Source organism: Janthinobacterium sp. PAMC25594 (assembly GCF_019443505.1).
Taxonomy (GTDB): Bacteria; Pseudomonadota; Gammaproteobacteria; order Burkholderiales; family Burkholderiaceae_D; genus Janthinobacterium.
The window spans coordinates 5,145,428-5,167,450 of sequence record NZ_CP080377.1 but is presented as its reverse complement, the minus strand read 5'-3'; the positions used below and the strand labels follow the sequence as shown (position 1 = coordinate 5,167,450).

The following is a 22,023-nucleotide window of genomic DNA, read 5'->3' as shown; positions in this document are numbered from 1 at the left end:
ATTGACGTTCACACTACGAAAACTGGTGAAAATCCTTGCGGTAGATATTGGTATCCTTGCCCGCCGGCGGCAGGCGCGAAAAGCGCTCGAAGCGCAAGCCCAGTTTATTGAGCAAATTGATCGACGCCTGGTTCTGCGGCGAGGTGATGCCGTACAGGGTGGGGATGCGCAGCGTGTGCCGGGCATGCCGCACGATGGCCGCCGTCGCCTCCCAGGCATAGCCCTGGCCCCAGTAGGCGGGCAGCATGGCGTAGCCGATGTCGGGGCCGGGCAGGCTGTCGCGGCGTATCATGCCGCCCATGCCGATGGCCGTGCCGTCGCTGTGGCGCTCGATAACGTAAAAGCAATAGCCATGCTCGCGGAACTGCGCCATCGGACCGGCCTCCAGCGCCGCGCGCGCCGCATCCACGGTATGGATGTTGCGGTCGCCGATATTGGCGATCCACGATGGTTCATTGATCAGTGCAAGGTAGAACGGCGCGTCCTCGGGCGTGAAGGTGCGCAGGCGCAGGCGCGGCGTCTCGATCACAGTGACGGCGCCGCTCATGCCGGCCACTGCATCGGATCGGTCAGCAACTGGTACATCACGTAGGCGTCGACATAGCCGAGTTGAGCGTGGCGATAGGCCAGCGGCAGGGTGCCGATGATGGAAAAGCCCAGCTTTTTCCACAGGGTGACGGCGCCCAGGTTGGTGCTGACGACGAAGTTGAACTGCATCGCCAGGTAGCCCGCGCGGCGCGCTTCTTCCATGCAGTGCACGCCCAGCATGCGCCCCACGCCCACGCCCTGCGCGGCGGGATCGACCATGAACGAGGCATTGGCCACGTGCGATCCATGACCCGGCTGGTTCGCCACCAGCTTGTACATGCCCAGCAAGCGCTCGCTGCCCATCACGGCGACATGACTTTGTATGCCGGGGCCGAACCAGTAGGCGTGGCACGCTTCGCGCGTAGTATCGGCGGGGAAGGTGTAGGTGTCGCCAGCGGCCACCAGGGTCTGGAAAATCGGCCACATGGCGTCGAAGTCGGCTTCCTGGGCCGGGCGGATATCAATTTCTTTCAAGGCGGTGCTCCCGATAACAAGTGATGGCCGATTGTATCAGCGCCCCAGGCGGAAGTTCACGCTGTCGGGCCGCCCCGGCAGGTGCAGGCGCGATTGCGCGCGCGGCGCCTCGCTGACGATTTTCCCGCGCCGCAGCACCAGGCGCCGCGCCGCGCGCAGGCGCAGCGCTTCCACCGTGGAGCCGCAATCGAGGATCAGCAAGTCCGCATGGCAGCCGGGCGCGATGCCATAGCCGTCCAGGCCCAGGATGCGCGCCGGCGTCTGCGTCACGGCCAAAAAGCAGTCGTGCATCGCTTGCTGGCCCGTCATCTGCGCCACGTGCAAGCCCATGTGCGCCACTTCCAGCATGTCGCCCGAACCGAGGCTGTACCACGGGTCCATCACGCAATCGTGACCAAAGGCGACGGGAATGCCGGCGGCCAGCATCTCGGGCACGCGCGTCATGCCGCGCCGCTTCGGATACGTATCGTGGCGCGCCTGCAGGGTGATGTTGATGAGGGGGTTGGCAATCGCCGCCACGCCCGCCTCGTGGATCAGGGGCAGCAGCTTGCTCACATAGTAATTGTCCATCGAATGCATGGACGTCAGGTGCGAGCCCGTCACCCTGCCCTGCATGCCAAGGCGCTGGCTGTGGAAGGCCAGGGTTTCGATGTGGCGCGACAGCGGGTCGTCCGATTCGTCGCAATGCATGTCCACCATCAGGCCCCGCTCGCAGGCGAATTCGCACAGCAGGCGCACCGATTCCGCGCCGTCGGCCATGGTACGCTCGAAATGCGGAATGCCGCCCACCACGTCGACGCCCATGGCGATCGCCCTCTTTAAATTGTCGAAGGCGCCCGGGCTGCGCAGGATGCCGTCCTGCGGAAAGGCCACCAACTGTAAATCGAGATACGGCGCCACTTGCCGCTTGACGTCGAGCAGCGCTTCGACGGCCAGCAGGCGCGGGTCGCAGATATCCACGTGCGAGCGGATGGCCAGCAAGCCGCGCGCCACGGCCCAGTCGCAATACTGCAAGGCGCGTTGCACCAGCGCGTCCTGCGTCAGTTGCGGTTTCAGCTCGCCCCACAGGGCGATGCCTTCGAGCAGGGTGCCGGAGGCATTCACGCGCGGCAGGCCGTAGCTGAGCGTGGCGTCCATGTGGAAGTGGGCGTCGACGAAGGGCGGCGTGACGAGGTCGCCGGCGGCGTCGATCTCCTGCGCGCCCGTCACGGGCAAGGCGGGGCCGACGGCGGCGATACGGCCGTCCTCGATGGCGATATCGATGGCGCGGCGCCCGTCGGGCAGGCTGGCATTGCGGATGACTAGGTCCATGCGGACACTCCTTCGGTTGACATCTGTGTCTGGCGTTTCAGTTAATTGTCATTTCATATATTTCTCACGGATGCTGCAGTGCAAGAAACCAGCCACTGGCAAAAGCGTAGCCATAGATTTCCTGGCAACGCTTTGCGCGTGCGCAAACTTCCCGCAAATGCTGCCAGGCGCATGAATAGCGCAAACACACGGCGCACGCCCTTGAGAAAATAGCTTTCAACTAACTCGAATCACCGCTAGAATATTCATATTGCGTTGCATCATAAAAAGTCCATGATCAGCTTTTAGCACGCTACCCACTTTACAAAACGCGGCCAACTCTGGTTTTCGGGATTTTGCAGAGCGTTTTGCCAGCATTTTAATCCGTACAAAGGAGTAAATATGTTTCCGCTTCCTGAACAATTTTCCAGCGCCGCCAAGTCGCAACTGGAAAGCCAGCTGCAAATCTTCAGCACCCTGACCAACAAAGTCTTTGAAAGCGCCGAGAAAATCATCGCCCTGAACCTGAACGCCGGCAAGGCCGCCCTGTCGCAGACAGCGGAAACGGCGCAGCACCTGCTGGCAACGCAGGACCCGCGCGACTTCTTCAGCTACAGCACCAGCCAGGCGCAACCGAGCATCGAGAGCGTGCTGGCCTATAGCCGCCAGCTGTTCGGCATCGCCTCGGGCACCCAGGCTGAATTGCTGGCCTCGGCCAAGGCCCGCCTCGATGCGGCAGCCCCTGCCGCCACCGTTCCCGCCCCGGCAGCGGCCAAGCCGACGCTGGCCGCTGTACCTGCTACTGCGGCGCCTGCGTCCAAGCCGGCCGTCGCACCGGCACCGTCACCAGTGGCAGCGGCACCTGCGCCCGCCGCCAAGCCTGTGCCAGCCAAACCGGTCGAAGTGGCCAAGCCTGTCGCCAAGGCAGCACCCGCCCCCGCCCCCGTTGCGGCTCCAGCAGCCAAGCCGGCGGCGGCACCGGCCAAGGTTGCCGAGAAGGCCGCCGACAAGCCCGCCGTGAAAGCCGTCGAAGCCAAGCCAGTGGCCAAGCCTGAAGCGGCCAAACCCGCACCGGCCCCCGCCGCGGCAGCAGCGAAAGTCGCTGCGCCAGCGCCAGCCAAGCCGGCCGCGAAACCATTTCCTTCCAGCAAACCAGTCGCCAAACCGGCCAGCGCCGCCGGCAAGACCGTGGCCAAGGCCGCCGTGAAGCATACCCCTGCGCCAGCCGCCAAGCCGGTAGCCAAGACAGCCCCCAAGGGCGCGCCATCGAAACAGCTCGACATGCTGGGCGGCGGCAAAGGCAACGGCCGCAAGTAAGAACGCCTATCAAAACCTACTGCGCGTCGTAATTTGCGACCTGCGATGCTCACTGTACCTTCGTACAGTTGCGCTTCTCGGCCACAACTTCCTTCCGCTCGCTACGGTTTTGTTACGCGTTGCAAGCTCCGCGCACGCCACTGACGCAGCAAAACAACGGGCTACGGCCCGTTTTTTGCGTGCCCGTCCACAGCGCGCTTTTCCGCCTTGTTGTATCCTACGCGTACTTTCCGTCCGCGTGCCCGTCCTTCCGCCCCGCGACACCCCATTACTCAAAACAAAAGGTAACCATGAGTTTATCGAGGCTCATCGCCGGCTTCGTGCGTCAGCATTGGCCGGCGTATGCCGCCGCCGCCGTCATGCTGACAGGCGTGGCAACACTGACCGTCTGGATCCCGCGCCGCGTGGGCGCCATCATCGACGCGCTGGCCGCGCACCGCATGACGGCCGCCGAACTGTGGCTTGAGCTGCTGACCCTGCTCGCCGTCGGCGTCGTCATCTACTTCCTGCGCGTGGGCTGGCGCATCACTCTGTTCAAGGCCGCCTACCAGCTGGGCGTGATGCTGCGCACGCGCTTCTACACGCGCATGTCGCAGCAGGGCGCGTCGTTCTACCAGAACCAGCGCACGGGCGACCTGATGGCGCTGGCCACGAACGACATCGACGCCATCGAAATGGCCGCCGGCGAAGCCATGCTGGCCGGCTTCGACGGCACCCTGACCCTGCTGATGGTGCTGGGCATCATGCTGCTGGGCGTGGATTGGCGCCTGGCCTGCATCGCCCTCTTGCCCTTCCCGCTGATGGGACTGGCCTTCTGGCGCATTTCCAGCCATATCCATACGGCGTCGACAGATTCGCTGCAACGTTTTTCCGCGTTGAACGACCATGTGCAAGAGTCCTTGTCGGGCGTGCGCACCTTGCGCGCGCTGGGCCTGGAAGAGCGCAGCAGCGCGCAGTTTTCCACCCTGGCAGGCCACGCGGCCAACGCCAGCCTGACGGCGCAGCGCTGGGAAGCGGCGTATGAACCGGCCGTCGGCCTGACCCTGACGGCCGCCACGGCGCTGACCCTGGGCCTGGGCGGCTACCTCGTGTGGCACGATCAATTGACCATCGGCGCGCTGACGAGCTTTTCCATGTACCTGGGCCAGCTGATCTGGCCCATGTTCGCCGCCGGCTGGGTACTGTCATTGATCGAACGGGGCCGCGCCGCCTGGCAACGCTTGCAACCCATGTTAGATGCGCCGCTGGCCATCGACGACCATGGCACGATCGATACGCTGACGCCCGGCCCCCTGCAATTGCAGGATATCGGCTTCGCCTACGCGGGCCAGACGGCGCCGGCCCTGTCCGGCATTTCGCTGCTGCTGCAGCCGGGCCAGACCCTGGGCCTGGTCGGTCCCACGGGCAGCGGCAAGTCGACCCTGCTGCGCGTGCTGCTGCGCCAGGTCACGCCGCAATCGGGCACGGCCACGTGGAATGGTCAGGCGCTGGACGCCTACACCCTGCATGCGCTGCGCGCGGCCATCAGCTGGGTGCCGCAGGAATCGTTTTTATTCTCCGCCAGCATCGCCGACAATATCGCCCTGGCCCGCCCTGGCGCCACGCGCGAGGAAGTGGAACGGGCGGCGCAGCTGGCCGACATCCATGCCGACATCTTGCAATTCCCGGACGGTTATCAAACGCACGTGGGCGAAAAAGGCATCACCCTGTCCGGCGGCCAGCGCCAGCGCGTGGCGATTGCCCGCGCCCTCTTGGCCGACAACGGCCTGCTGCTGCTCGACGATGCCTTATCCGCCGTCGACACGGGCACGGAAACGCGCATCCTGCAGCACCTGGAAGAACTGCGCCGCAAGCGTCCCGAGCGCAGCGCCATCATCGCCAGCCACCGCCTGAGCGCCGTCGTCAACGCCGACCTGATTTTGGTGCTGCGCGATGGCCACGTGACGGAAACGGGCAGCCACGACGCGCTGATGCAGCGCGACGGCTGGTACGCCAGCCAGTGGCGCTATCAACAACTGGAGGCCAGCCTCGATGCCATCTAAGACCGACCAAGCCAACACCACCACGCCATCCGTGCGCCGCCAGGCCGCGCAAGCGATCGGCCTGCTGCGCCGCGCCGCCGCGCCCGACCTGCGCCATTTATACTGGGCCACGTTCTGGCTGATCCTCGCCGCCGCCCTGGAAGTCACGGGGCCCATTTTAGGCAAGGCCCTGATCGACCAGCATCTGCTGCCGCGCCACCTGGACTGGACGCGCATGTCGCTGCTGCTGGGCGGCTGCCTGCTGACGGGCTGGGTCGCTTCCGGCCTGCGCTACCTGCAGCTGGTGCGCCTGTCCGGCCTGGCCATGCGCTCGGTGCAGCGCCTGCGCGAAACCGTGTATCAACACGTGCTGCGCCTGCCGATGGCCTTTTTCGACCGCGCCATCACGGGGCAATTGGTCAGCCGCGTCACCAACGACACGGAAGCGGTGAAATCGCTGTACGTGCAGGTGCTGTTCGTCATCCTCGACAGCTCCATCGTGCTGGTCGGCACCATGGCCGCCATGGCCTTCCTCGACTGGCGGCTGATGCTGATCGTGCTGGCCCTGCTGCCGGCCGTGCTGCTCATCGTCTTTTTGTACCAGCGCTGGAGCGCGCCGGCCGTCACGCGGGCGCGCGCCCTGCGCAGCGAGATCAACGGGCAGATCGCCGAATCGATCGGCGGCATGAGCGTGCTGCAGGCGAATAACGCGGAAAAGCGCTTCGGCCAGCGCTTCACGGGCATCAACCAGGACCACTACACGGCGCGCATGCAGGAGTTGCGCGCCAACGCCTGGCTGCTGCGCCCCGCGCTCGACATGCTCAACATCGTGCTGCTGGCCGTCGTCATCTTCAGCTTCGGCCAGCGCGACATGGGCGCCCTGGAAGTGGGCGTGCTGTACGCGTTCATCAGCTATATCGCGCGCGTGATCGAGCCGCTGATCCAGATCACCATGCAGTTCAGCCAATTGCAGCAGTCGGTCGTGGCGACGGCACGCGTCTCGGCCCTGCTGGACGAAGCGCAGGCGCTGGAACACGCGCAGGGAAGGGAAACACCGGCCCTGCGGCAGGCAAAGGCGGACAGCGACCTGCCCGCCGTGGACATCCAGAACCTGACCTTCGCCTACGTGGAAAACCAGCCCGTGCTGCACGAGCTGTCGCTGAGCATTCCGCAGGGCGCGTTCTTCGGCATCGTCGGCCACACGGGCAGCGGCAAGTCGACCTTGCTGTCCTTGCTGCTGCGCTTTTACCCCGTCGCGCAGGGCAGCATCGCCATCAATGGCGTCGCCCTCGACAGCATCGACAATGAACACTTCCGCGCCGACGTGGGCCTGGTGCCGCAAGACCCCTTCCTGCTGGCCGCCTCGGCGCGCGAAAACATCGACATGGGGCGCGGCTACACGCAGGCGCAGATCGAGACGGCCGCGCGCGCCGCGCATGCGCACGACTTCATCGCGGCGCTGGAACACGGCTACGACACGCCGCTGGGCGAAGGCGGCTCGCGCCTGTCGTCGGGGCAGAAGCAGCTGATCGCGATTGCCCGCGCGCTGGCCGGCCAGCCACGCATTTTGCTGCTCGACGAAGCGACCTCGCGCATCGATAGCCAGACGGAGCAGATCGTGCAACTGGCCCTCAACGAGTTGCGCGGCAAGGTGACCATCATCGCCATCGCGCACCGCCTGTCGACCATCCGCGAAGCCGACCGTATCATCGTGCTCAATCACGGCCGCATCACGGAAGCGGGACCACATGAGGAGCTGATGCAGATCGAGGGCGGTTTGTACCAGCGCCTGTACCTGCTGCAGCAACTGGCAGTGTGATAGGCACGGGGCGCCGTTGCATGGCGCCACTATTTTTCTGTACGGCATTAAAAATGCCGTACAGACGGGAGTATATTCATCTGGCGGGCAGCGCCGACGGCCCCAACCACACTTCCGGGGGACGCCATGCGCAGCAAACTGTCGATCAAGAATATCTTTGCCGCCATCTTCCTGCTTAGCCTGGCGCTCTCCATCGTCAGCCTGCTGGCCCTGTTCCGTGTCGCCACCAAACAGGCCGAAGCGAACCAGGTCACTGAAACGCGCTTCCAATCCTATCTGCTGGCCGATGAATTGCGGCAAAGCTCGGACGACCTGACCCGGCTGGCCCGCACCTACGTCGTCACGGGCGACGCCAGCTACGAGCAGCAATACATGGACATCCTCGACATCCGCAACGGCAAGAAGCCGCGCCCCGCCCACTACGAGCGCATCTACTGGGACTTCGTGGCGGCGGGCATGCCGGTGCCGGCGTCGACGGGCCCCAGCGTGCCACTGGCCGAGCTGATGCGCAAAGCCGGCTTCAGCGAGCAGGAATTTGCCAAACTGCAGGAGGCCCAGGCCAATTCCGACGGTCTGGTGAAGACCGAGGTGATCGCCATGAACGCCGTCAAGGGCTTGTTCGACGATGGCAGCGGCAACTTTACCAAGAAGGGTCCGCCCGACCCGGAAATGGCCCGCACCATCATGCATGATGCCCAATACCACCGTAACAAGGGCAAGATCATGCAGCCGGTGAATGAATTCCTCACGCTGCTGGACCAGCGCACGAGCGCGGCCGTGCAGACGGCGACGGGCGGCACCATGGCGGCCTATTCCGTCACCGTCGGCGTGCTGCTGGTGTCGGTCATGGTTTCGCTGCTGTGCCTGTTCCTCGTGTACCGCCACATCAAGCGCAGCCTGGACCAGGCGATCGCCACGGCGCAATTGATCGCTGGCGGCGACCTGAGCATCGATGCCGTCATCGAACGGGCCGATGAAATCGGCGTGCTGTTGCTGGCGATGAACACCATTAACGCCAACCTGACGGGGCTGATCGGCGACATCCGCAGCAGCACCGGCGAAATGTCGGTGGCCACGCACGAAATCGCGCTGGGCAATGCCGACCTGTCGGCGCGTACTGAAGCGCAAGCCAGTTCCCTCGAAGAAACGGCCAGTTCGATGGAAACGCTGACGGCGACGGTGCGGCAAAACGCCAGCAACGCCGGCGAGGCGAACCAGCTGGCGGCCACCGCCTCGGCCGTTGCCGTGCAGGGCGGCGCCGTCGTCGCCCAGGTGGTCAGCACGATGGGCGCCATCAAGGAAAGTTCGAGCCAGATCGCCGACATCATCGGCGTCATCGACGGCATCGCCTTCCAGACCAACATCCTGGCCCTGAACGCCGCCGTCGAGGCGGCGCGGGCAGGCGAACAGGGGCGCGGCTTCGCCGTCGTCGCCGGCGAGGTGCGCAGCCTGGCCCACCGCAGCGCTGCCGCCGCCCAGGAAATCAAGACCCTGATCGGCGCCTCCGTGGAACGAGTCGATGCCGGCAGCAAGCTCGTCGACGAGGCGGGGCGCACCATGGCGCTGGTGGTGGAATCGATCCAGAAGGTGGCCGCCATCATGAGCGAGATCACCAGCGCCAGCCACGAGCAAAGCGCGGGGATCAGCGAGGTCAACCAGGCGGTCACGCAAATGGACAACATCACGCAACAGAACGCCGCCCTGGTCGAGCAGGCGGCCGCCGCTGCCGAAAGCCTGCAGGAACAGGCGCAAGCCCTGATCGAGGCCGTCGCCATCTTCCGCCTGAAAGGCAGCCCGCCGGCCACGGCCGCCCTGGCCCTGCGCTGACGTGCGGCCAAAGTGTGCATTTTTGCAAAAATCTGCACATGCCATGATATTTCTTGATTGCAACATCATATAATCGCTGCAGACAAGCATGATCATTGCGGGGGCGGGACGTTGGCAGGCAGACAGAGACGGGCATCATGGCGAAAGGCGCATTGGCTGCTGGCATTGGCCTGCTTGCTGCCGCCTGCCGTCCAGGCCCAGGTCGGCGACCTCAAGCAGTATCTTGCCGCCGTGCGCGACGATGGCCGTTTCGTGCCCGCGCGCGCGCTGCAGCGCCTGCAAGAGGTGGAAACGCAGGCGCGCACCGCCCCCCTGCCCGTGCGCGCGGAATTCCTTACCCAACTGAGCAACGCCCGCATGCGCCTGGGGCAGAACGACATCGCCATGCAACTGGCCGAGGAACTGATCGCCTACGCCCGCATGAACAAGAGCGACGTGGCGCTGGCAAAAGGCATACTCAACAAGGCCTACATCACGTTTGCCCGCAACGAGCGCCGCGCTTCGCACCTGCTGGCCTTCGAAGCGGAAAAGATCGCCAACCGCACGGACGACCTGCCCGTGCGCGTACAGGCCACCATCAGCGCGGGCCAGTCGTGGGCCGAGGAAGGCAATTTCCCGTTCGCGCTGGCCAAGCTGCAGGCGGCCGTCGACCTGGCGCGCCAGAGCAATTCCCCCTCCAGCCTGGCCGCCGCCCTGAATGCCCTCACCCTGCTGTACACGCAGATGCGCGAATACGACAAGGGCTTCGAGGTACTCGACGAGCTGCTGGCCGTGTCCACCACCCTGGCATCGCCGGGCCGCATGGCGCAGGCAAAGAATACGGAATACGGCCTGGCGCTCGACGCGCAGCAGCCGCAACGGGGCCAGCGCGCCCTGCTGGCGGCCCTGGCGCTGGAACGCCAGCTGGGAGCACGTGGCATGGTGGCCGTCACCCTCGTCAACCTGTCGGACAGCTATCTGAAGGAAGGCGACTACGCGCGCGCCTTGCGCTATGCGAATGAAGCCATCACGGCGGCGCGCCTGGTCAACGATCAACAGGTGGAGGCGACGGCGCGCCTGAACATCGGCCAGGCGCTGATCGGCCAGGGACGGCTGCAGGAAGGCAAGCAAAGCGTGGCCACGGGCCTGGCCTACTACGAACGCACGGCCAACCAGCCGGACATGCAGGCCGTGCTGCTGGAATACGGCATGGCGCTGGAAAAGGCGGGCGACATGCGCGGCGCCGTCACGGCCTACCACCGCGAGCGGGACATTTCCAACCAGCTGTTCGAAAAGCAGCGGCAGAAGGCCGTGTATGAATTGCAAGAAAAGTATGAGGCGGAAAAGAAGCAGCGCCAGATCGAGCTGCTGAGCCGCGAAAATCAGCTCAAAAGCACGGAAATCGACAACCGCCGCCTGCAGCAGCGCGTGTGGTGGCTGCTGGCGCTGGTGCTGGCCATGGCGTCCGTCATCGTCGGCTTGCTGTACCGCAAGGTGCGCCATGCGAACGTGCAGCTGAAGGTAAAAAACCAGGAACTCAAGCGCCAGAGCTCGCGCGACCCGCTGACGGCACTGTACAACCGCCGCCATTTCCAGGAATTCATGCGCAGCCATGCGGGCAAGCCACAGCCCTCCTATGCCGGCGCCGATGTCGTGGGGGCGCTGTTCCTGCTCGACGTCGACCACTTCAAGCACATCAACGACCGTTACGGCCATGCGGCGGGTGACCTGGTGCTGACGACGATCGCCGAAACCTTGCACGAGGTGCTGCGCGAAACGGACATGATCGTGCGCTGGGGCGGCGAGGAATTCCTCGCCTTCCTGCCCGCCGTCGCGCGGGACGGGCTCGACGATATCGCGCGGCGCATCCTCAACGGCATGGCGGCGCAAGTCATCCATTACCAGGGGCAGGCCATCGAGGTGCACGTGTCCGTGGGCTTTGCGCCCTATCCGCTGGCGCCGCTGGGACGGCCGCTGACGTGGGAACGCAGCGTCAACCTGATCGACATGGCGCTGTACCTGGCCAAGGCGCACGGGCGCAACCGGGCATATGGCTTGCGCGGTTTTCAGCAGGTGGAAAGAACGACGCTGGAAGCGGTGGAGCAAGACCTGGAACGCGCGTGGCGCGACGGCTTTGTCGATTTGAGCGTGGTGCTGGGGGGAACGGACGGGATGGACGGTGCGGATACAGCGACTGCGGCGCATGGCAGGCAAGCTGGCGCCAAAGATGGCATCGCCGCAGCCGCCATCACCTGACGGCAGCGGCGGGCGGGCGCGCTGATTGCGATGATTACTTGTGCGCGGCGTCCTGCATCTTTTCGCCGGCTTTTTCCACTTTCTTGCCCACGGCATCGGCCGCTTCGCTCATTTTCTTGTCGGCGTCAGCGGCGACCTGGTCCATCTTGGCGCCCGTATCGGTGGCAGCCTTGCTCATGGCGTCGTCAGCCTTGGTAGCGGCGGCCTTGATGTCGGCTTCAGCCTTGGCAGCGGCGGCATCGATCTTCTGGCCAGCTTGTTCAGCAGGACCAGCGGCGACATCGCTCTTCTTCTGGCAGGCAGCCAGTGCCACAACCATCATCCCGGCGGCGCACACGGTCATCCAATTTTTGCTTACTTTCATGATATTCCCTTTCATTATTATCAAAAGACACAGATCAGTTCGCAATATACACCTGCCTAAAATTTTCTAGCGTGCGCTAACGCACATAAAAACAGGCTTTTGTGGCGTAATTGTAAGCAATGGTATCTTGATATTTTTTAGTATCCCGTTCAGTGCGTGGCAGGGACCGCTTGATAGCCATCCGTCAAGGTGTGCAGGAAAACGATCACGTCGGCGATCTCCCGCGCGTTCAGGGCCGGCGCCTGGCCCGGCTGGCGGTCGAACGGCGCTGCCACATTCACGTTCGCTGCCAGGCCGGGCGGCAGATCGTCGTATTTGCGCACCTTGCCGTTTTTATCTGTCGGATACCATTTTTGCGGCGCCGTGTCGCGCTGCACGTAAAAACGCAGCACCTGCTCCAGGCTGTCAAAGCTGCCATTGTGAAAGAACACCTTGCGCAGGGCGACATTGCGCAGGGACGGCGTCTTGAAGCTGCCGCAATACTCCTTATGCAGCATCAAGTCGGTGCGGTCCGGGCCGCACAATCCCATGTCGAAGAAGGCCGGGTCCCCATTCGCCGGCAGTCTGGCATTGCGCGGCACGCCGATATTGATCAAGCCGTAGTCGGTAAATTGGGGAAAGGCGCCGCCGGAGCTCACCTGGCTGATGTGGCAGGAGGCGCAATTGCCCTTGCGCTCATCGTTGAACAGGGCCAGGCCGCGCGCTTCCTGCGGCGTCAGGCTGGCCTGCTTGCGCAGGAAGGCGTCGTACTTGCTCGTGTACGGATAGAAATCTGGCGGGCTTTCCTGGAACACTTCCAGCGACATCAGCGCCCAGCGCAGCGCCTGGCCCGGCTGTTCGAAGATATCGGCGCCATACGTCTGGCGGAACTGCGCCGCCAGGGGGCCGGCCCGCAGTTTGGCGACCACGGCCGCCGCATCGCGGTTGCCCATCTCGCGCTTGGATAACAGGGGCGCCAGCGCCTGTTCGTGGCCGGACTGGGCGCGGCCATCCCAGTTGCGCCCGCCCGTGGGCCCGGCGTCGACGCTGTCGTCGCCGTCATCATCGTGGTAGTGCTCGCTGAACGGCGGCGCGTTCTGGAGATAGCGCAGCGAGGGCGCGGCGCGCGTGCCCGCATCCTTCAATGCCGGGCCGCCCAGCTGCACCGCCAGCGCGTTCGGCGGACCGTACGCGTGTTCGGGACTGTGGCAGCTGGCGCACGACATCTTCCCGGACACGGACAGGCTCGGTTCGAAAAACATGGCGCGGCCCATGGCCGTCATTGCCGCCACCGAAGGCTGGCTTTTCAGGGTGGGCGCATACGCGCCCGCGTCTTTTGGCGGCGCGGGCTGGCAGGCGGACAGCACGCACATGGCGAGCAGCAGGGCAGGTATCGTTTTCATCATGGGCTGGCAGCGTAGCAAGGGCATGTGACAACTGCGTGACAAGCCCCCGCAAAACGTCATGTATCAAGTTCGTACATTACGTCATGTAACAGACGCTGACATGTCACGCAGCTGACATATTGCCTGCCTAGCATGCGACGTTTTCCACCCAGAAGGCATGAACATGAACTTGCACGCAAAAACTTCTTTACGGCCCCTGCCGTTGCTACTGTCGCTGGGCCTGGCCGCCTGCGGCAGCGACTACGCCGTCACGCCCCATATCACGGGCCAGGTCATCGGCAGCTACTATGAAAACGCCCAGGTGTGCCTGGAAAGCGGCACGACCAAGCTGACCTGCGACAGCGGCTCGGCGGCCGTGCGCACGGCCGCCGACGGCAGCTACACGCTCGATGGTCAGGGCGCCGTGCTCGTGACCATCGGCACGGATGCCATCCGCCACGAAGCCATCGGCGACGCCGGCAGCAAGGTCACGCAAAAGCTGCTGCTGCGCGCCCCCGCCGGGCACAGCGCCTTCGTCAGCGCCCTGTCGACGGAACTGGCGCAAGTCATGGACGGCAACGGCGGCGACTTTACGGCTGCCAGCGGCAAGCTGGCCGCGCGCCTGGGCGTGTCGGAAGCGGGCCTGGCATCGGACTTCAACAAGGCCAGCGGCGACGAGCTGGCGAAACTGAAGGCGGAAAACGCCAGCGTGACGGCCTTGATCGCCAGCGCCAGCGCACAGGCGGCGCCGGCCGACGCGCTGGCCGCCCTGAACGGCGCCCTGGCGCTGAACAATATCCAGACCATCGTCGTCATCTACGCGGAAAACCGCGGCTTCGACAATCTGTACGGCCTGTTCCCGGGCGCGAATGGCGTACCGGGCGTCAATCCCACATCGACTTCCGCCTATGTGCCGCAGAAAGACTATGACGGCAGCACCCTGCCCGTGCTGCCGCCCACCTGGGGCGGCATGACGGCGGCCGGCCAGAGCACTGTCATCACCCAGGCGCAGTCGGCCAACCTGCCCAACAAACCGTTCCAGATCGACGATGCCGGCAGCCCCCTGTACCTGCCGCAATCGGTCATCACGCGCGACCTGGTGCACCGCTTCTACAACAACCAGATGCAGATCAACGGCGGCGCCAACGACAAGTTCGCCGCGTATTCCGACGCGGGCGGCCTGTCCATGGGCTATTACGACGGCAGCAAGATGCAGCTGTGGGACATCGCCAAACAATATGCGCTGGCCGACAATCTGTTCATCGGCGCCTTCGGCGGCTCCTTCCTCACGCACCAGTACCTGATCTGCGCCTGCGCGCCCACCTATCCGAACGCGAACACCTCGGTGGCCAAGGGCTCGATCGCGAAGATCGACGTCGACGCCAACGGTAACTTCGTGCGCCTGACGCCGTCCGCCACGGCACCGAGCACCGTGCTGAACGGCGCGCCCGCCTATGCCAACGACGGCGCGCTGACGCCGGCCGACGGCACCGGCATGTTCTACGCCGTCAACACCATGCAGCCGCCGTTCCAGCCCAGCAGCAACGCGCCCGCGTCCGGCGACAGCAGCAAGCTGTATGCGGACACGGGCAAGGCCAACACCCTGCCGCAGCAGACGCAGACGAATATCGGCGACTTGCTCTCTGGCAAGAACATCGACTGGGCCTGGTATGCGGGCGCCTGGAAGGATACGACGGCCCTGGCCACGGCCAGCGCGCGCGCCGGCAGCTTCCCGAATCCGCCCAACTTCCAGTTCCACCACCAGCCGTTCAATTACTTTGCCAACATGGACCCGGTGAAGGCGCCCGCCTACCGCGCCGCCCACCTGCGCGACTTCGACAGCCAGTTCCTCGCCGATGCCAGCGCCGGCAAGCTGCCGCCCGTGGCCTTCTACAAGCCGCAGGGCAATTTGAACCAGCATGCGGGCTATGCCAGCGTGGCCGACGGCGACGCGCATATCGCCAGCGTCATCGCCCAGCTGAAAAAGAGTCCGCAGTGGAAAAACATGCTGGTCATCGTCACCTACGATGAAAACGGCGGCTTTTATGATCACGCCGCGCCGCCGAAGGGCGACCGCTGGGGTCCGGGCACGCGCGTGCCGGCCATCCTCGTCTCGCCGTACGTGAAAAAGGGCTTGGTTGACCATACGCAATACGATTCGGCCTCGATCCTGCGCGCCATCACGCACCGCTTCGGCCTGCCCGTGCTCGACGGCCTGAGCACGCGCGACAAGGCGCTGGTGGCCAATGGCGGCAAGCCCATGGGCGACTTCAGCGCGGCGCTGGCGCTGGTGCCGCAAGAGTAAGGCTGCGTAAAGTGCGCCCGCCCGGCCTGGCCGCGGCGGGCGTTTTAGTTGTTGGCGCTACTGGCCTGGTGACGCATCGAGCAGCGAACGTTCGAGCAATTGCGACAAAGCCGCGCGCAGCGCCTGCGTGCGCGCCGCCAGTTCCGGCCGTTGATAGCGCTCGGCGGCGATCAGGCTGTTTTCCAGGCAGACGCGGTCGCTTTTCGCCAGACAGGCGTCGGCCGCATCGAGCTGGGCGCTGGCCAGTGCCACTTTTACTTTGGCATCGAGTTCCAGCGTATCGGGATCGTCGCCCCAACGCTTCACATAGGCGGCCAGGCGCGTGGCGGCCAGCTCCGGCTTGCCCGCATCGAGCGCCTGCCTGACGCTGTCTTGCAGCGCCGTCCACGCCTGCGCCCGCTGCTGTTGCCGGTCGCACGCGGCGGCGGACTTGCTGATGTTCGCCTGCAAGCGCTTGATCTGCGCGGCGGACGCCCTGGCGCTTTTCAGCACGGCCAGCGCGCTGCGCGCCCCGTCCAGGTCGCACTGCGCCGCCAATGCGGTGGCGGCCTCGACCTGTTCCGCCACGCTGGCCGGCTTGTCGGCCGGCTTGTTATAAAACCAGATACCGGTCAGCACCACGGCCGCCGCGATCCACGTGCGCAAGCGCACGGGAGGGCGTGGCGGCGGCACCGAAGCCCTGGCGGCCGGTTTCGCGGGCGGCGCCTTGACTGGCGCGGGCGCCGGTGGCAGGACAGGCTGGGGAGCGGGCTGGGGCATGGGAGCGGGCGCGGGCGCGACTACCGGCACCGGCGGCGGCATGCGCGGCAGCGAGGGCGGCGCTGGCACTTTCTCTAATACAGGCGCTGCAGCCACCTGGCGCGCGCCGCAAAACGGGCAATGCGCCACGCGCAGCGGCAAGGTCCGGCCGCAAGCGGCGTTGATGCAAACTTCATTCACTTTTTCAGACACGTTCCAACCTTTTCCTGGATTTACTCAGCTGCATTCTGCCGCAATCTTACCCCACGCAGGCGCCGCCACGGCGTGCCTGCGCAGCGATCCGCAGACTTGATGCCGATCAAGAGGCCAGGGCCGCCGCGGCCTAAGCTACAAGCACCGGCCACGGACAAGGAGATTGCCATGTCAGCCCACCTGATCATCGAAGACGGCCAGCCCTGGTGGTGGGATAGCGCCGATATCTGGGTCGTGCCCGGTAATGATCCGAATGGCCCACCCGGCGCGCCCATTGCCGGCACCAGCAATTACCTGTGGGGCCGCGTGCACAACACGGGCAACAGCGCCTCGAATGGCGTGCGCGTGGACTTTTACTGGGCCGACCCGTCCGGCCAGATCGCCGTCGGCGCCGCCACGCAGATCGGTTCCGCGTTTGCCGACCTGCCGCCCGGCGCCACGCAGGAAGTACTGTGCCTGGTGCCCTGGGTGCCCGTCATCGTCAATGGCGGCCACGAATGCCTGCTGGCCGTGGCCCACGGCGCGGGCGACATCAACCCGCTGCCCGACCCGCTGCCCAACGGTTTCCCCTTCCAGCCCACCTTGCACGAGCAGATCGCGCAGCGCAACGTCACCGTGGTGCTGGCGGCCAGGCGCGCGCAGCTGCTGGCCCTCACGGTGGCGGCCCTGCCCCGCGCAGCGAGGAAAGTGGAATTGCACATTGAACAGGGTGGCGAACTGCCGGCGCGTTTGCTGGCCACCCTGGGCCTGGACAGATGGCAGCCGGCCCGAGAAGCGCGCCTGACAGCGGGCCTGGCACGCACGCCCCACTGCAATGGCGATGTGCCCGGCGAGCAAAAACTGGCGCTGGAAGTGCCGCGCGGCCAGGCGCAGGCCGCGTACCTGAGCCTGCGTGCCGAAGCCTTGCCGCCACGCCAGTATGCGCTGCTGCGCGTGCTGGAGAGCCAGGACGGCAAGGTACTGGGCGGCATCACGTATGTCGTCACCGCTCTGGAGAAAGAGCAAGCTCAAGAGCAGGCGCAAGAACAGCACAGCCCCGAGGAGCAAGCATCATGAGCGACACCCCCATGCAGGTGCTGACGCGGCCGTTCGCGATCGAGCCCGTCACCAATATCATGCTGCCCGATGGCATTTTCGACAATGCCATCTATGGCTTGCGCATCGCCGCCCACGTCACCAACATGTCCAGCAGCGCGATGACGAATGTCACGGTGTACCTGGAAAGCGTGGGCGACCCCGGCATCGTACCCGTGGCGCGCACCTTTTTCTTTGCCAGCATTCCCGCCGGCGCGGCCATGCTGGTGATGTGGGACGCCGACTTCCAGCATGCGGCGCCCGGCAAGAGACTCGTCAGCTTTGTCGCCAAGGCCGACGGCTACACGCCGCGCCGCTCGATCCAGCAAATCTTCGTCTCGCAGACGCGCTTCGACAGCACCACCAACACCTACACGTGCACGGTCGAGGAAGGCACGCTGGAACTGTCCAAGCCGCAGGGGCACTTGCCGGGCAAGCGCTGGGGCGGCACGGGCACGGATGGGAAGGAGTGCCGCTGCCCGCCCGGCCTGGGGCCCATCGTGCCGACCGGCATGACCCTCGTCTGGACGCCGAACCCCGCCTACGCGGGCACGCATGGCGAGCTGCCGTTTTCCGACCCGTGGTGGAAGATACTCGCCATCATCATCGCCATCATCGCCGCGCTGGTGGCCATCATTGCCGCCGCGCTCGGCTCCGGCAAGGCCAGTTTCAGCGTGGGCGGCAGCTTCGAGGAAACGGAGCCCGACGTGCATTGCTGTTCGCTGGAAGGGGCCGGTTCGGGCCAGCCCGAATTCACGGTGGCGGGCGTGGCCTCGGCCATCGCCTCGGGCGCCATCGCCGTCGCCTGCTCCGATATCGCCGACCCGTTCTGGCGTGGCCAGGAAGCAACACCACCGGCCGCCGGCGAACTGACCCTGGCCGAACGCGTCGTGGCGCAATGGGTGTTGCCGGAAGCGCCGAACGCGGGCCTGCCCTACACGGCCGACATCAGCTGGGAGTATCAACGTTTCACGACGGGCGCCACCTACCAGCATGCGGTGACCGAAACACAAGTCAACATCCATGTGGCGGGGCCTGTGGAAACGGATACGCCGGCCGTCGTGCAAGCGTATGAACCGTTGTGGATACGCGCCAGTTTCAAGCGCGACAACGGCACTGTCTTCCGCGGCACGGAGCTGTATGCCTTCGTGCTGTTCCAGGCACCGCAGGGCCTGTATTTCGTCGAATCGCTGACGGACGATGGCCTGGGCTTCGACGCGGGCGCCAACGACGGCGTATATGCAGGCAGCCTGGACTTGAAGCGCGCTTACCGCACCCTGCTGCAATATGATCAAAAGGTCTACGGCACCTGGCGCGTGTTTGTCTTCGCGCAAGACGTCAACCTGACCAAGCCCGGCACGCCGCCGGAAATCGCCGCCCAGCACATCGGCGGCATGTTCGTCGCCAGCGCCATCGAAATCACTTTCGACGACACCCTGCCCTGCCCGCTCAAGGCGCAGGCGAATATCATCGTGGTATAGGAATAAGCAAGGTCAGGCGTAGGTCGAGTAGGTCGGATTAGCGCGGCAAAGCCGCGCGTAATCCGACAACATTGTTGGCTCCCGTATGCACACCTACACCTTGACGGCGTCAATCTTGGCGATCACCGTGCGCGGAATGATATCCGTCACCGGGCAAGTCTCCATCGCATCCGAATACGCGAGCCAGCGCTGCAGGCTTTCCATACGGCGGATGGTGATGCCCTTGCCATTGATGTAGCCGATCTGCTCGAAATTGACGGGGCTGGTGGTCAGCTTCGACACGGTGGGCGCATTGTCGACCAGGCGGTCGTAGGCCTTGCGCGCCTTGTGCTCCCACTTGGCCAGCACGGGGTCGTCAAAGCGGTTGCTTTCAAAATACACGGTGATCGTGCGGTCGTGATTGGCAAAGCCGACGATCGCCGCACCCTTGCGTATGGTCAGCAGGACATCTTCCTTGACGCCCGTGACGGGAACGAATACGGCAGCGCGCCCATCCGTATCTGGCCGCTCCATGGGAATATCTTGTCCGATTATGCTCATCACATCACACTCTTAGTCATCGCCTGTTGGCTTGTTGTCCCTGCATCACTGAAAGCGTGTCACCGTGCGCATGTGCGGCTTTGCCGCTGCGCCGGTCCGCTTCCAGGCTCGCTGCCATGTCCTGCCATACCATACCATTTCTCAAATAATACATTGCCATAAAGCACTACACAAGATAATCAGGGGCGCGGCAGCCACAGGTCCTCCGCCCGATGGGGAATGGTGTGCCCTGCCGCAATCACCTTAAGCAGCAATCACCTTATAATGCTGCGATTCCTTCACGCCAGACACCTTCGCACCATGACGCTTCCCGAGAATGACACCAGCCGGCTCGACGCCATCAGCGCCGCCGCCACCGAAGTGGCCGCGCAAAACGTGGCCGACCTGCTGGCCATGGCCATCTGCCACCGCCCGGACGAACCGGCCCTGATCGTCTGCGACAAGCGCAGCTGGCTCAATGTCGTACTGACGGAAGCGTATCGCCAGGCCTTGCCGGACGCGAGCTTCATCGATTTCGACGAGGTCACGCCGGACGCCGTGCTGGCCGCGTTTGCCGAACTGCCCGCCGGCAGCCTCGTCGTGCTGATCCAGTCGACCAGCTTCCGCCTGGAAGCGTTCCGCATCCGCATCGAACTGTTCAAGCGGGGCCTGAAAGTGATCGAACACGTGCATTTGTCGCGCATGCCCGGCGTGCAGGGACTGCACTACATCGCTTCGCTGGCCTACGACCCCGCCTATTATCGCGGCGTCGGCCATGCGCTCAAGGCCCGCATCGACCGCGCCCGTCACGGCATGGTCGACAGCGGCGGCGAGCAGCTGGTCTTTGCCTCGCCGTTCGAATCGGCCAAGCTGAATATCGGCGACTACAGCGGCATGAACAATATCGGCGGCCAGTTCCCCCTGGGCGAAGTGTTTACGGAAGCGCAGGACCTGGAAGCGGTGAACGGGCGCGTACGCATCTTCGTCTTTGGCGACACGCAGTTCATGGTCAACCGCCCCGACACGCCGATCACCCTGATCATCGACAAGGGCCGCGTGACGGGCACGGAGCATGCCACGCCGGAATTTACCGCCATGCTGGAGATCATCCGCGCGCATGAGGGCGAAGTGTGGGTGCGCGAACTGGGCTTCGGCATGAACCGCGCCTTTTCGCGCGAGCAGCTGGTCAACGACATCGGCACGTATGAACGCATGTGCGGCATCCACCTGTCGCTGGGCGCCAAGCACGGCGTGTATACAAAACCGCAGTTCAAGCGCAAGGATGCGCGCTACCACGTCGATATCTTCGCCGTTACCGAGGCCGTTTACCTCGACGACGAAAGAGTGTACGCGGACGGCGCATGGACGCTGGAACCCGTCACCCTCAACTAAAAAAACCCGCCGCTGCCAGCTCGCGGTCCCACGGCGGCACGGGCTGGTATTCGGCCACCAGGAAATCGATCAGCGCGCGCACCTTCGGCGACGGCTGGCGGCTGGCAGGATACAGCGCGCTCAAATGATTCAGCGGCAGCTCCCAGCCGGACAGCACGGGCAGCAGGCTGCCATCGAGCAGATTGCGCCAGGCGAGGAAGGTGGTGCTGTAGACGATGCCCAGTCCCCGCAGCGCCGCCTGGTGCAGCACCAGCCCATTGTTCGCCGTGAATCCCGCCTGCACGCGCACGTCCACATCCTCGCGCTGCTCCCCTTCTCCCCGCTGGAAATGCCAGTGCGTGCCGTCGGTCAGGTGGCTGAAATGCAGGCACTGGTGCTGCAATAAATCTTGTGGCGTCTGCGGCACGCCCCATTGCGCCAGATAGGCGGGACTGGCGCACAGCACGGCGCGGCACGGCGCCAGCGGGCGCATGGCCAGCGCGCTGCTGTCCGGGATGCCGCCCACGCGGATGGTCAAGTCAAAGCCGTGGCGTATCGGGTCGAGCAGCGCATCGTCGACAAACAGCTCGGCCCGCACCTGCGGGTGCAGCAGGCTGAAACGGGCCACGGCATCGGCCAGCCACGCGCTGCCGAAACTCGATGGCGCCTGGATGCGCAGCGGTCCGGCCAGCGCCGCCCCCGCTCCCGTCTGCGCCACGTGCGCCACCATGCGCGCCGCTTCCTGCGCCTGGCTGACGGTGGCCATGCATGGCGCCAGGTAGGCGCGACCCGCATCCGTCAGACTCACTTCGCGCGTGGAGCGGTGCAGCAGACGCGCGTTCAGGCGCTCTTCCAGCTGCATGATGGTCTTGCTGACCATGGCGCGCGTCAGGCCCAGGCGCTGCCCGGCCAGCGTAAAGCTGCGCTGGCGCGCCACTTCGACAAAGATTTCCATCGCTTTTAGTTGATCCATGTCAAAGATTGTCTGCGTTTTGGCGACAATCTGTCAACCGCCGGGCGATT

Annotated in this window: 17 protein-coding genes; 9 read left to right on the top strand and 8 right to left on the bottom strand. The window is 64.9% G+C overall.

Annotated features, from left to right (window positions below; genetic code table 11):
- Positions 1 to 13: 13 nt before the first annotated feature.
- The 3 genes from KY494_RS23190 to KY494_RS23180 are packed head-to-tail and all read right to left on the bottom strand — an operon-like array spanning position 14 to position 2,373.
- Positions 14 to 547 (bottom strand): GNAT family N-acetyltransferase, encoded by a 534-nt coding sequence (locus tag KY494_RS23190; RefSeq protein ID WP_219888388.1) that lies wholly within the window; start codon positions 545 to 547, stop codon positions 14 to 16.
- Positions 544 to 1,062: a GNAT family N-acetyltransferase gene (locus KY494_RS23185; RefSeq protein WP_219136620.1), complete on the bottom strand. Its 519-nt coding sequence runs from the start codon at positions 1,060 to 1,062 to the stop codon at positions 544 to 546. Before KY494_RS23185 ends, KY494_RS23190 begins: the two co-directional genes overlap by 4 nt.
- Before the next feature lie 36 nt (positions 1,063 to 1,098).
- On the bottom strand, positions 1,099 to 2,373 hold the full coding sequence (locus KY494_RS23180; protein ID WP_219888387.1) for an amidohydrolase family protein: 1,275 nt from the start codon (positions 2,371 to 2,373) through the stop codon (positions 1,099 to 1,101).
- Between the two features lie 381 nt (positions 2,374 to 2,754).
- Here KY494_RS23180 and KY494_RS23175 point away from each other — a divergent pair, with 381 nt between their 5' ends.
- The 5 genes from KY494_RS23175 (at position 2,755) to KY494_RS23155 (ending at position 11,571) form a co-directional block, all read left to right on the top strand.
- Positions 2,755 to 3,669 (top strand): phasin family protein, encoded by a 915-nt coding sequence (locus KY494_RS23175; protein WP_219888386.1) that lies wholly within the window; start codon positions 2,755 to 2,757, stop codon positions 3,667 to 3,669.
- A gap of 290 nt (positions 3,670 to 3,959) precedes the next feature.
- Entirely contained in the window at positions 3,960 to 5,711 is a 1,752-nt protein-coding gene (locus KY494_RS23170) for an ABC transporter ATP-binding protein (protein WP_219136617.1), read from the top strand.
- Complete coding sequence (locus KY494_RS23165) at positions 5,701 to 7,509, top strand: ABC transporter ATP-binding protein (RefSeq protein WP_219888385.1); 1,809 nt, start codon at positions 5,701 to 5,703, stop codon at positions 7,507 to 7,509. The genes KY494_RS23170 and KY494_RS23165 overlap by 11 nt, the downstream gene beginning before the upstream one ends.
- Before the next feature lie 126 nt (positions 7,510 to 7,635).
- Complete coding sequence (locus KY494_RS23160) at positions 7,636 to 9,336, top strand: methyl-accepting chemotaxis protein (protein WP_219888384.1); 1,701 nt, start codon at positions 7,636 to 7,638, stop codon at positions 9,334 to 9,336.
- A 174-nt stretch (positions 9,337 to 9,510) separates the two neighbouring features.
- Positions 9,511 to 11,571, top strand: coding sequence for a tetratricopeptide repeat-containing diguanylate cyclase (locus KY494_RS23155; RefSeq protein ID WP_308836394.1), 2,061 nt, complete (start codon positions 9,511 to 9,513; stop codon positions 11,569 to 11,571).
- A gap of 34 nt (positions 11,572 to 11,605) precedes the next feature.
- Here KY494_RS23155 and KY494_RS23150 read toward each other — a convergent pair whose 3' ends face one another.
- Together KY494_RS23150 and KY494_RS23145 are read right to left on the bottom strand one after the other, a co-directional pair.
- A complete protein-coding gene (locus KY494_RS23150) occupies positions 11,606 to 11,935 on the bottom strand; it encodes a hypothetical protein (protein WP_219136614.1) in 330 nt (109 codons plus the stop codon).
- Positions 11,936 to 12,084: 149 nt separating this feature from the next.
- Positions 12,085 to 13,320: a cytochrome-c peroxidase gene (locus KY494_RS23145; protein ID WP_375143394.1), complete on the bottom strand. Its 1,236-nt coding sequence runs from the start codon at positions 13,318 to 13,320 to the stop codon at positions 12,085 to 12,087.
- A 163-nt stretch (positions 13,321 to 13,483) separates the two neighbouring features.
- Here KY494_RS23145 and acpA point away from each other — a divergent pair, with 163 nt between their 5' ends.
- A complete protein-coding gene (gene acpA, locus KY494_RS23140; RefSeq protein WP_219888383.1) occupies positions 13,484 to 15,604 on the top strand; it encodes an acid phosphatase in 2,121 nt (706 codons plus the stop codon).
- Between the two features lie 57 nt (positions 15,605 to 15,661).
- Here the strand turns inward: acpA and KY494_RS23135 are convergent, their stop codons facing one another.
- Positions 15,662 to 16,555: a hypothetical protein gene (locus KY494_RS23135; protein WP_219888382.1), complete on the bottom strand. Its 894-nt coding sequence runs from the start codon at positions 16,553 to 16,555 to the stop codon at positions 15,662 to 15,664.
- Positions 16,556 to 16,723: 168 nt separating this feature from the next.
- On the opposite strand from KY494_RS23135, the gene KY494_RS23130 reads away from it, so the two are divergent.
- Together KY494_RS23130 and KY494_RS23125 are read left to right on the top strand one after the other, a co-directional pair.
- Positions 16,724 to 17,611, top strand: coding sequence for a hypothetical protein (locus tag KY494_RS23130; protein WP_219888381.1), 888 nt, complete (start codon positions 16,724 to 16,726; stop codon positions 17,609 to 17,611).
- Entirely contained in the window at positions 17,608 to 19,110 is a 1,503-nt protein-coding gene (locus KY494_RS23125) for a choice-of-anchor X domain-containing protein (protein WP_219888380.1), read from the top strand. The genes KY494_RS23130 and KY494_RS23125 overlap by 4 nt, the downstream gene beginning before the upstream one ends.
- A gap of 93 nt (positions 19,111 to 19,203) precedes the next feature.
- Here KY494_RS23125 and KY494_RS23120 read toward each other — a convergent pair whose 3' ends face one another.
- Complete coding sequence (locus KY494_RS23120) at positions 19,204 to 19,623, bottom strand: hypothetical protein (protein ID WP_219136608.1); 420 nt, start codon at positions 19,621 to 19,623, stop codon at positions 19,204 to 19,206.
- Positions 19,624 to 19,950: 327 nt separating this feature from the next.
- Here KY494_RS23120 and KY494_RS23115 point away from each other — a divergent pair, with 327 nt between their 5' ends.
- A complete protein-coding gene (locus KY494_RS23115; protein ID WP_219888379.1) occupies positions 19,951 to 21,021 on the top strand; it encodes a hypothetical protein in 1,071 nt (356 codons plus the stop codon).
- Here KY494_RS23115 and KY494_RS23110 read toward each other — a convergent pair.
- The gene (locus tag KY494_RS23110) at positions 21,014 to 21,973 is read right to left on the bottom strand and encodes a LysR family transcriptional regulator (RefSeq protein ID WP_257572330.1); all 960 of its coding nucleotides are present in this window, start codon (positions 21,971 to 21,973) and stop codon (positions 21,014 to 21,016) included. The genes KY494_RS23115 and KY494_RS23110 overlap by 8 nt on opposite strands.
- Between the last annotated feature and the right edge of the window lie 50 nt (positions 21,974 to 22,023).

Bases quoted from the DNA above. Each gene is read 5' to 3' on its own strand.
- acpA (WP_219888383.1), top strand. From the start codon at position 13,484: ATGAACTTGCACGCAAAAACTTCTTTACGGCCCCTGCCGTTGCTACTG.
- KY494_RS23175 (WP_219888386.1), top strand. From the start codon at position 2,755: ATGTTTCCGCTTCCTGAACAATTTTCCAGCGCCGCCAAGTCGCAACTG.
- KY494_RS23170 (WP_219136617.1), top strand. From the start codon at position 3,960: ATGAGTTTATCGAGGCTCATCGCCGGCTTCGTGCGTCAGCATTGGCCG.
- KY494_RS23125 (WP_219888380.1), top strand. From the start codon at position 17,608: ATGAGCGACACCCCCATGCAGGTGCTGACGCGGCCGTTCGCGATCGAG.
- KY494_RS23130 (WP_219888381.1), top strand. From the start codon at position 16,724: ATGTCAGCCCACCTGATCATCGAAGACGGCCAGCCCTGGTGGTGGGAT.
- KY494_RS23150 (WP_219136614.1), bottom strand. From the start codon at position 11,935: ATGAAAGTAAGCAAAAATTGGATGACCGTGTGCGCCGCCGGGATGATG.
- KY494_RS23110 (WP_257572330.1), bottom strand. From the start codon at position 21,973: ATGGATCAACTAAAAGCGATGGAAATCTTTGTCGAAGTGGCGCGCCAG.
- KY494_RS23190 (WP_219888388.1), bottom strand. From the start codon at position 547: ATGAGCGGCGCCGTCACTGTGATCGAGACGCCGCGCCTGCGCCTGCGC.
- KY494_RS23180 (WP_219888387.1), bottom strand. From the start codon at position 2,373: ATGGACCTAGTCATCCGCAATGCCAGCCTGCCCGACGGGCGCCGCGCC.
- KY494_RS23160 (WP_219888384.1), top strand. From the start codon at position 7,636: ATGCGCAGCAAACTGTCGATCAAGAATATCTTTGCCGCCATCTTCCTG.
- KY494_RS23120 (WP_219136608.1), bottom strand. From the start codon at position 19,623: ATGGAGCGGCCAGATACGGATGGGCGCGCTGCCGTATTCGTTCCCGTC.
- KY494_RS23165 (WP_219888385.1), top strand. From the start codon at position 5,701: ATGCCATCTAAGACCGACCAAGCCAACACCACCACGCCATCCGTGCGC.
- KY494_RS23145 (WP_375143394.1), bottom strand. From the start codon at position 13,320: ATGATGAAAACGATACCTGCCCTGCTGCTCGCCATGTGCGTGCTGTCC.
- KY494_RS23115 (WP_219888379.1), top strand. From the start codon at position 19,951: ATGACGCTTCCCGAGAATGACACCAGCCGGCTCGACGCCATCAGCGCC.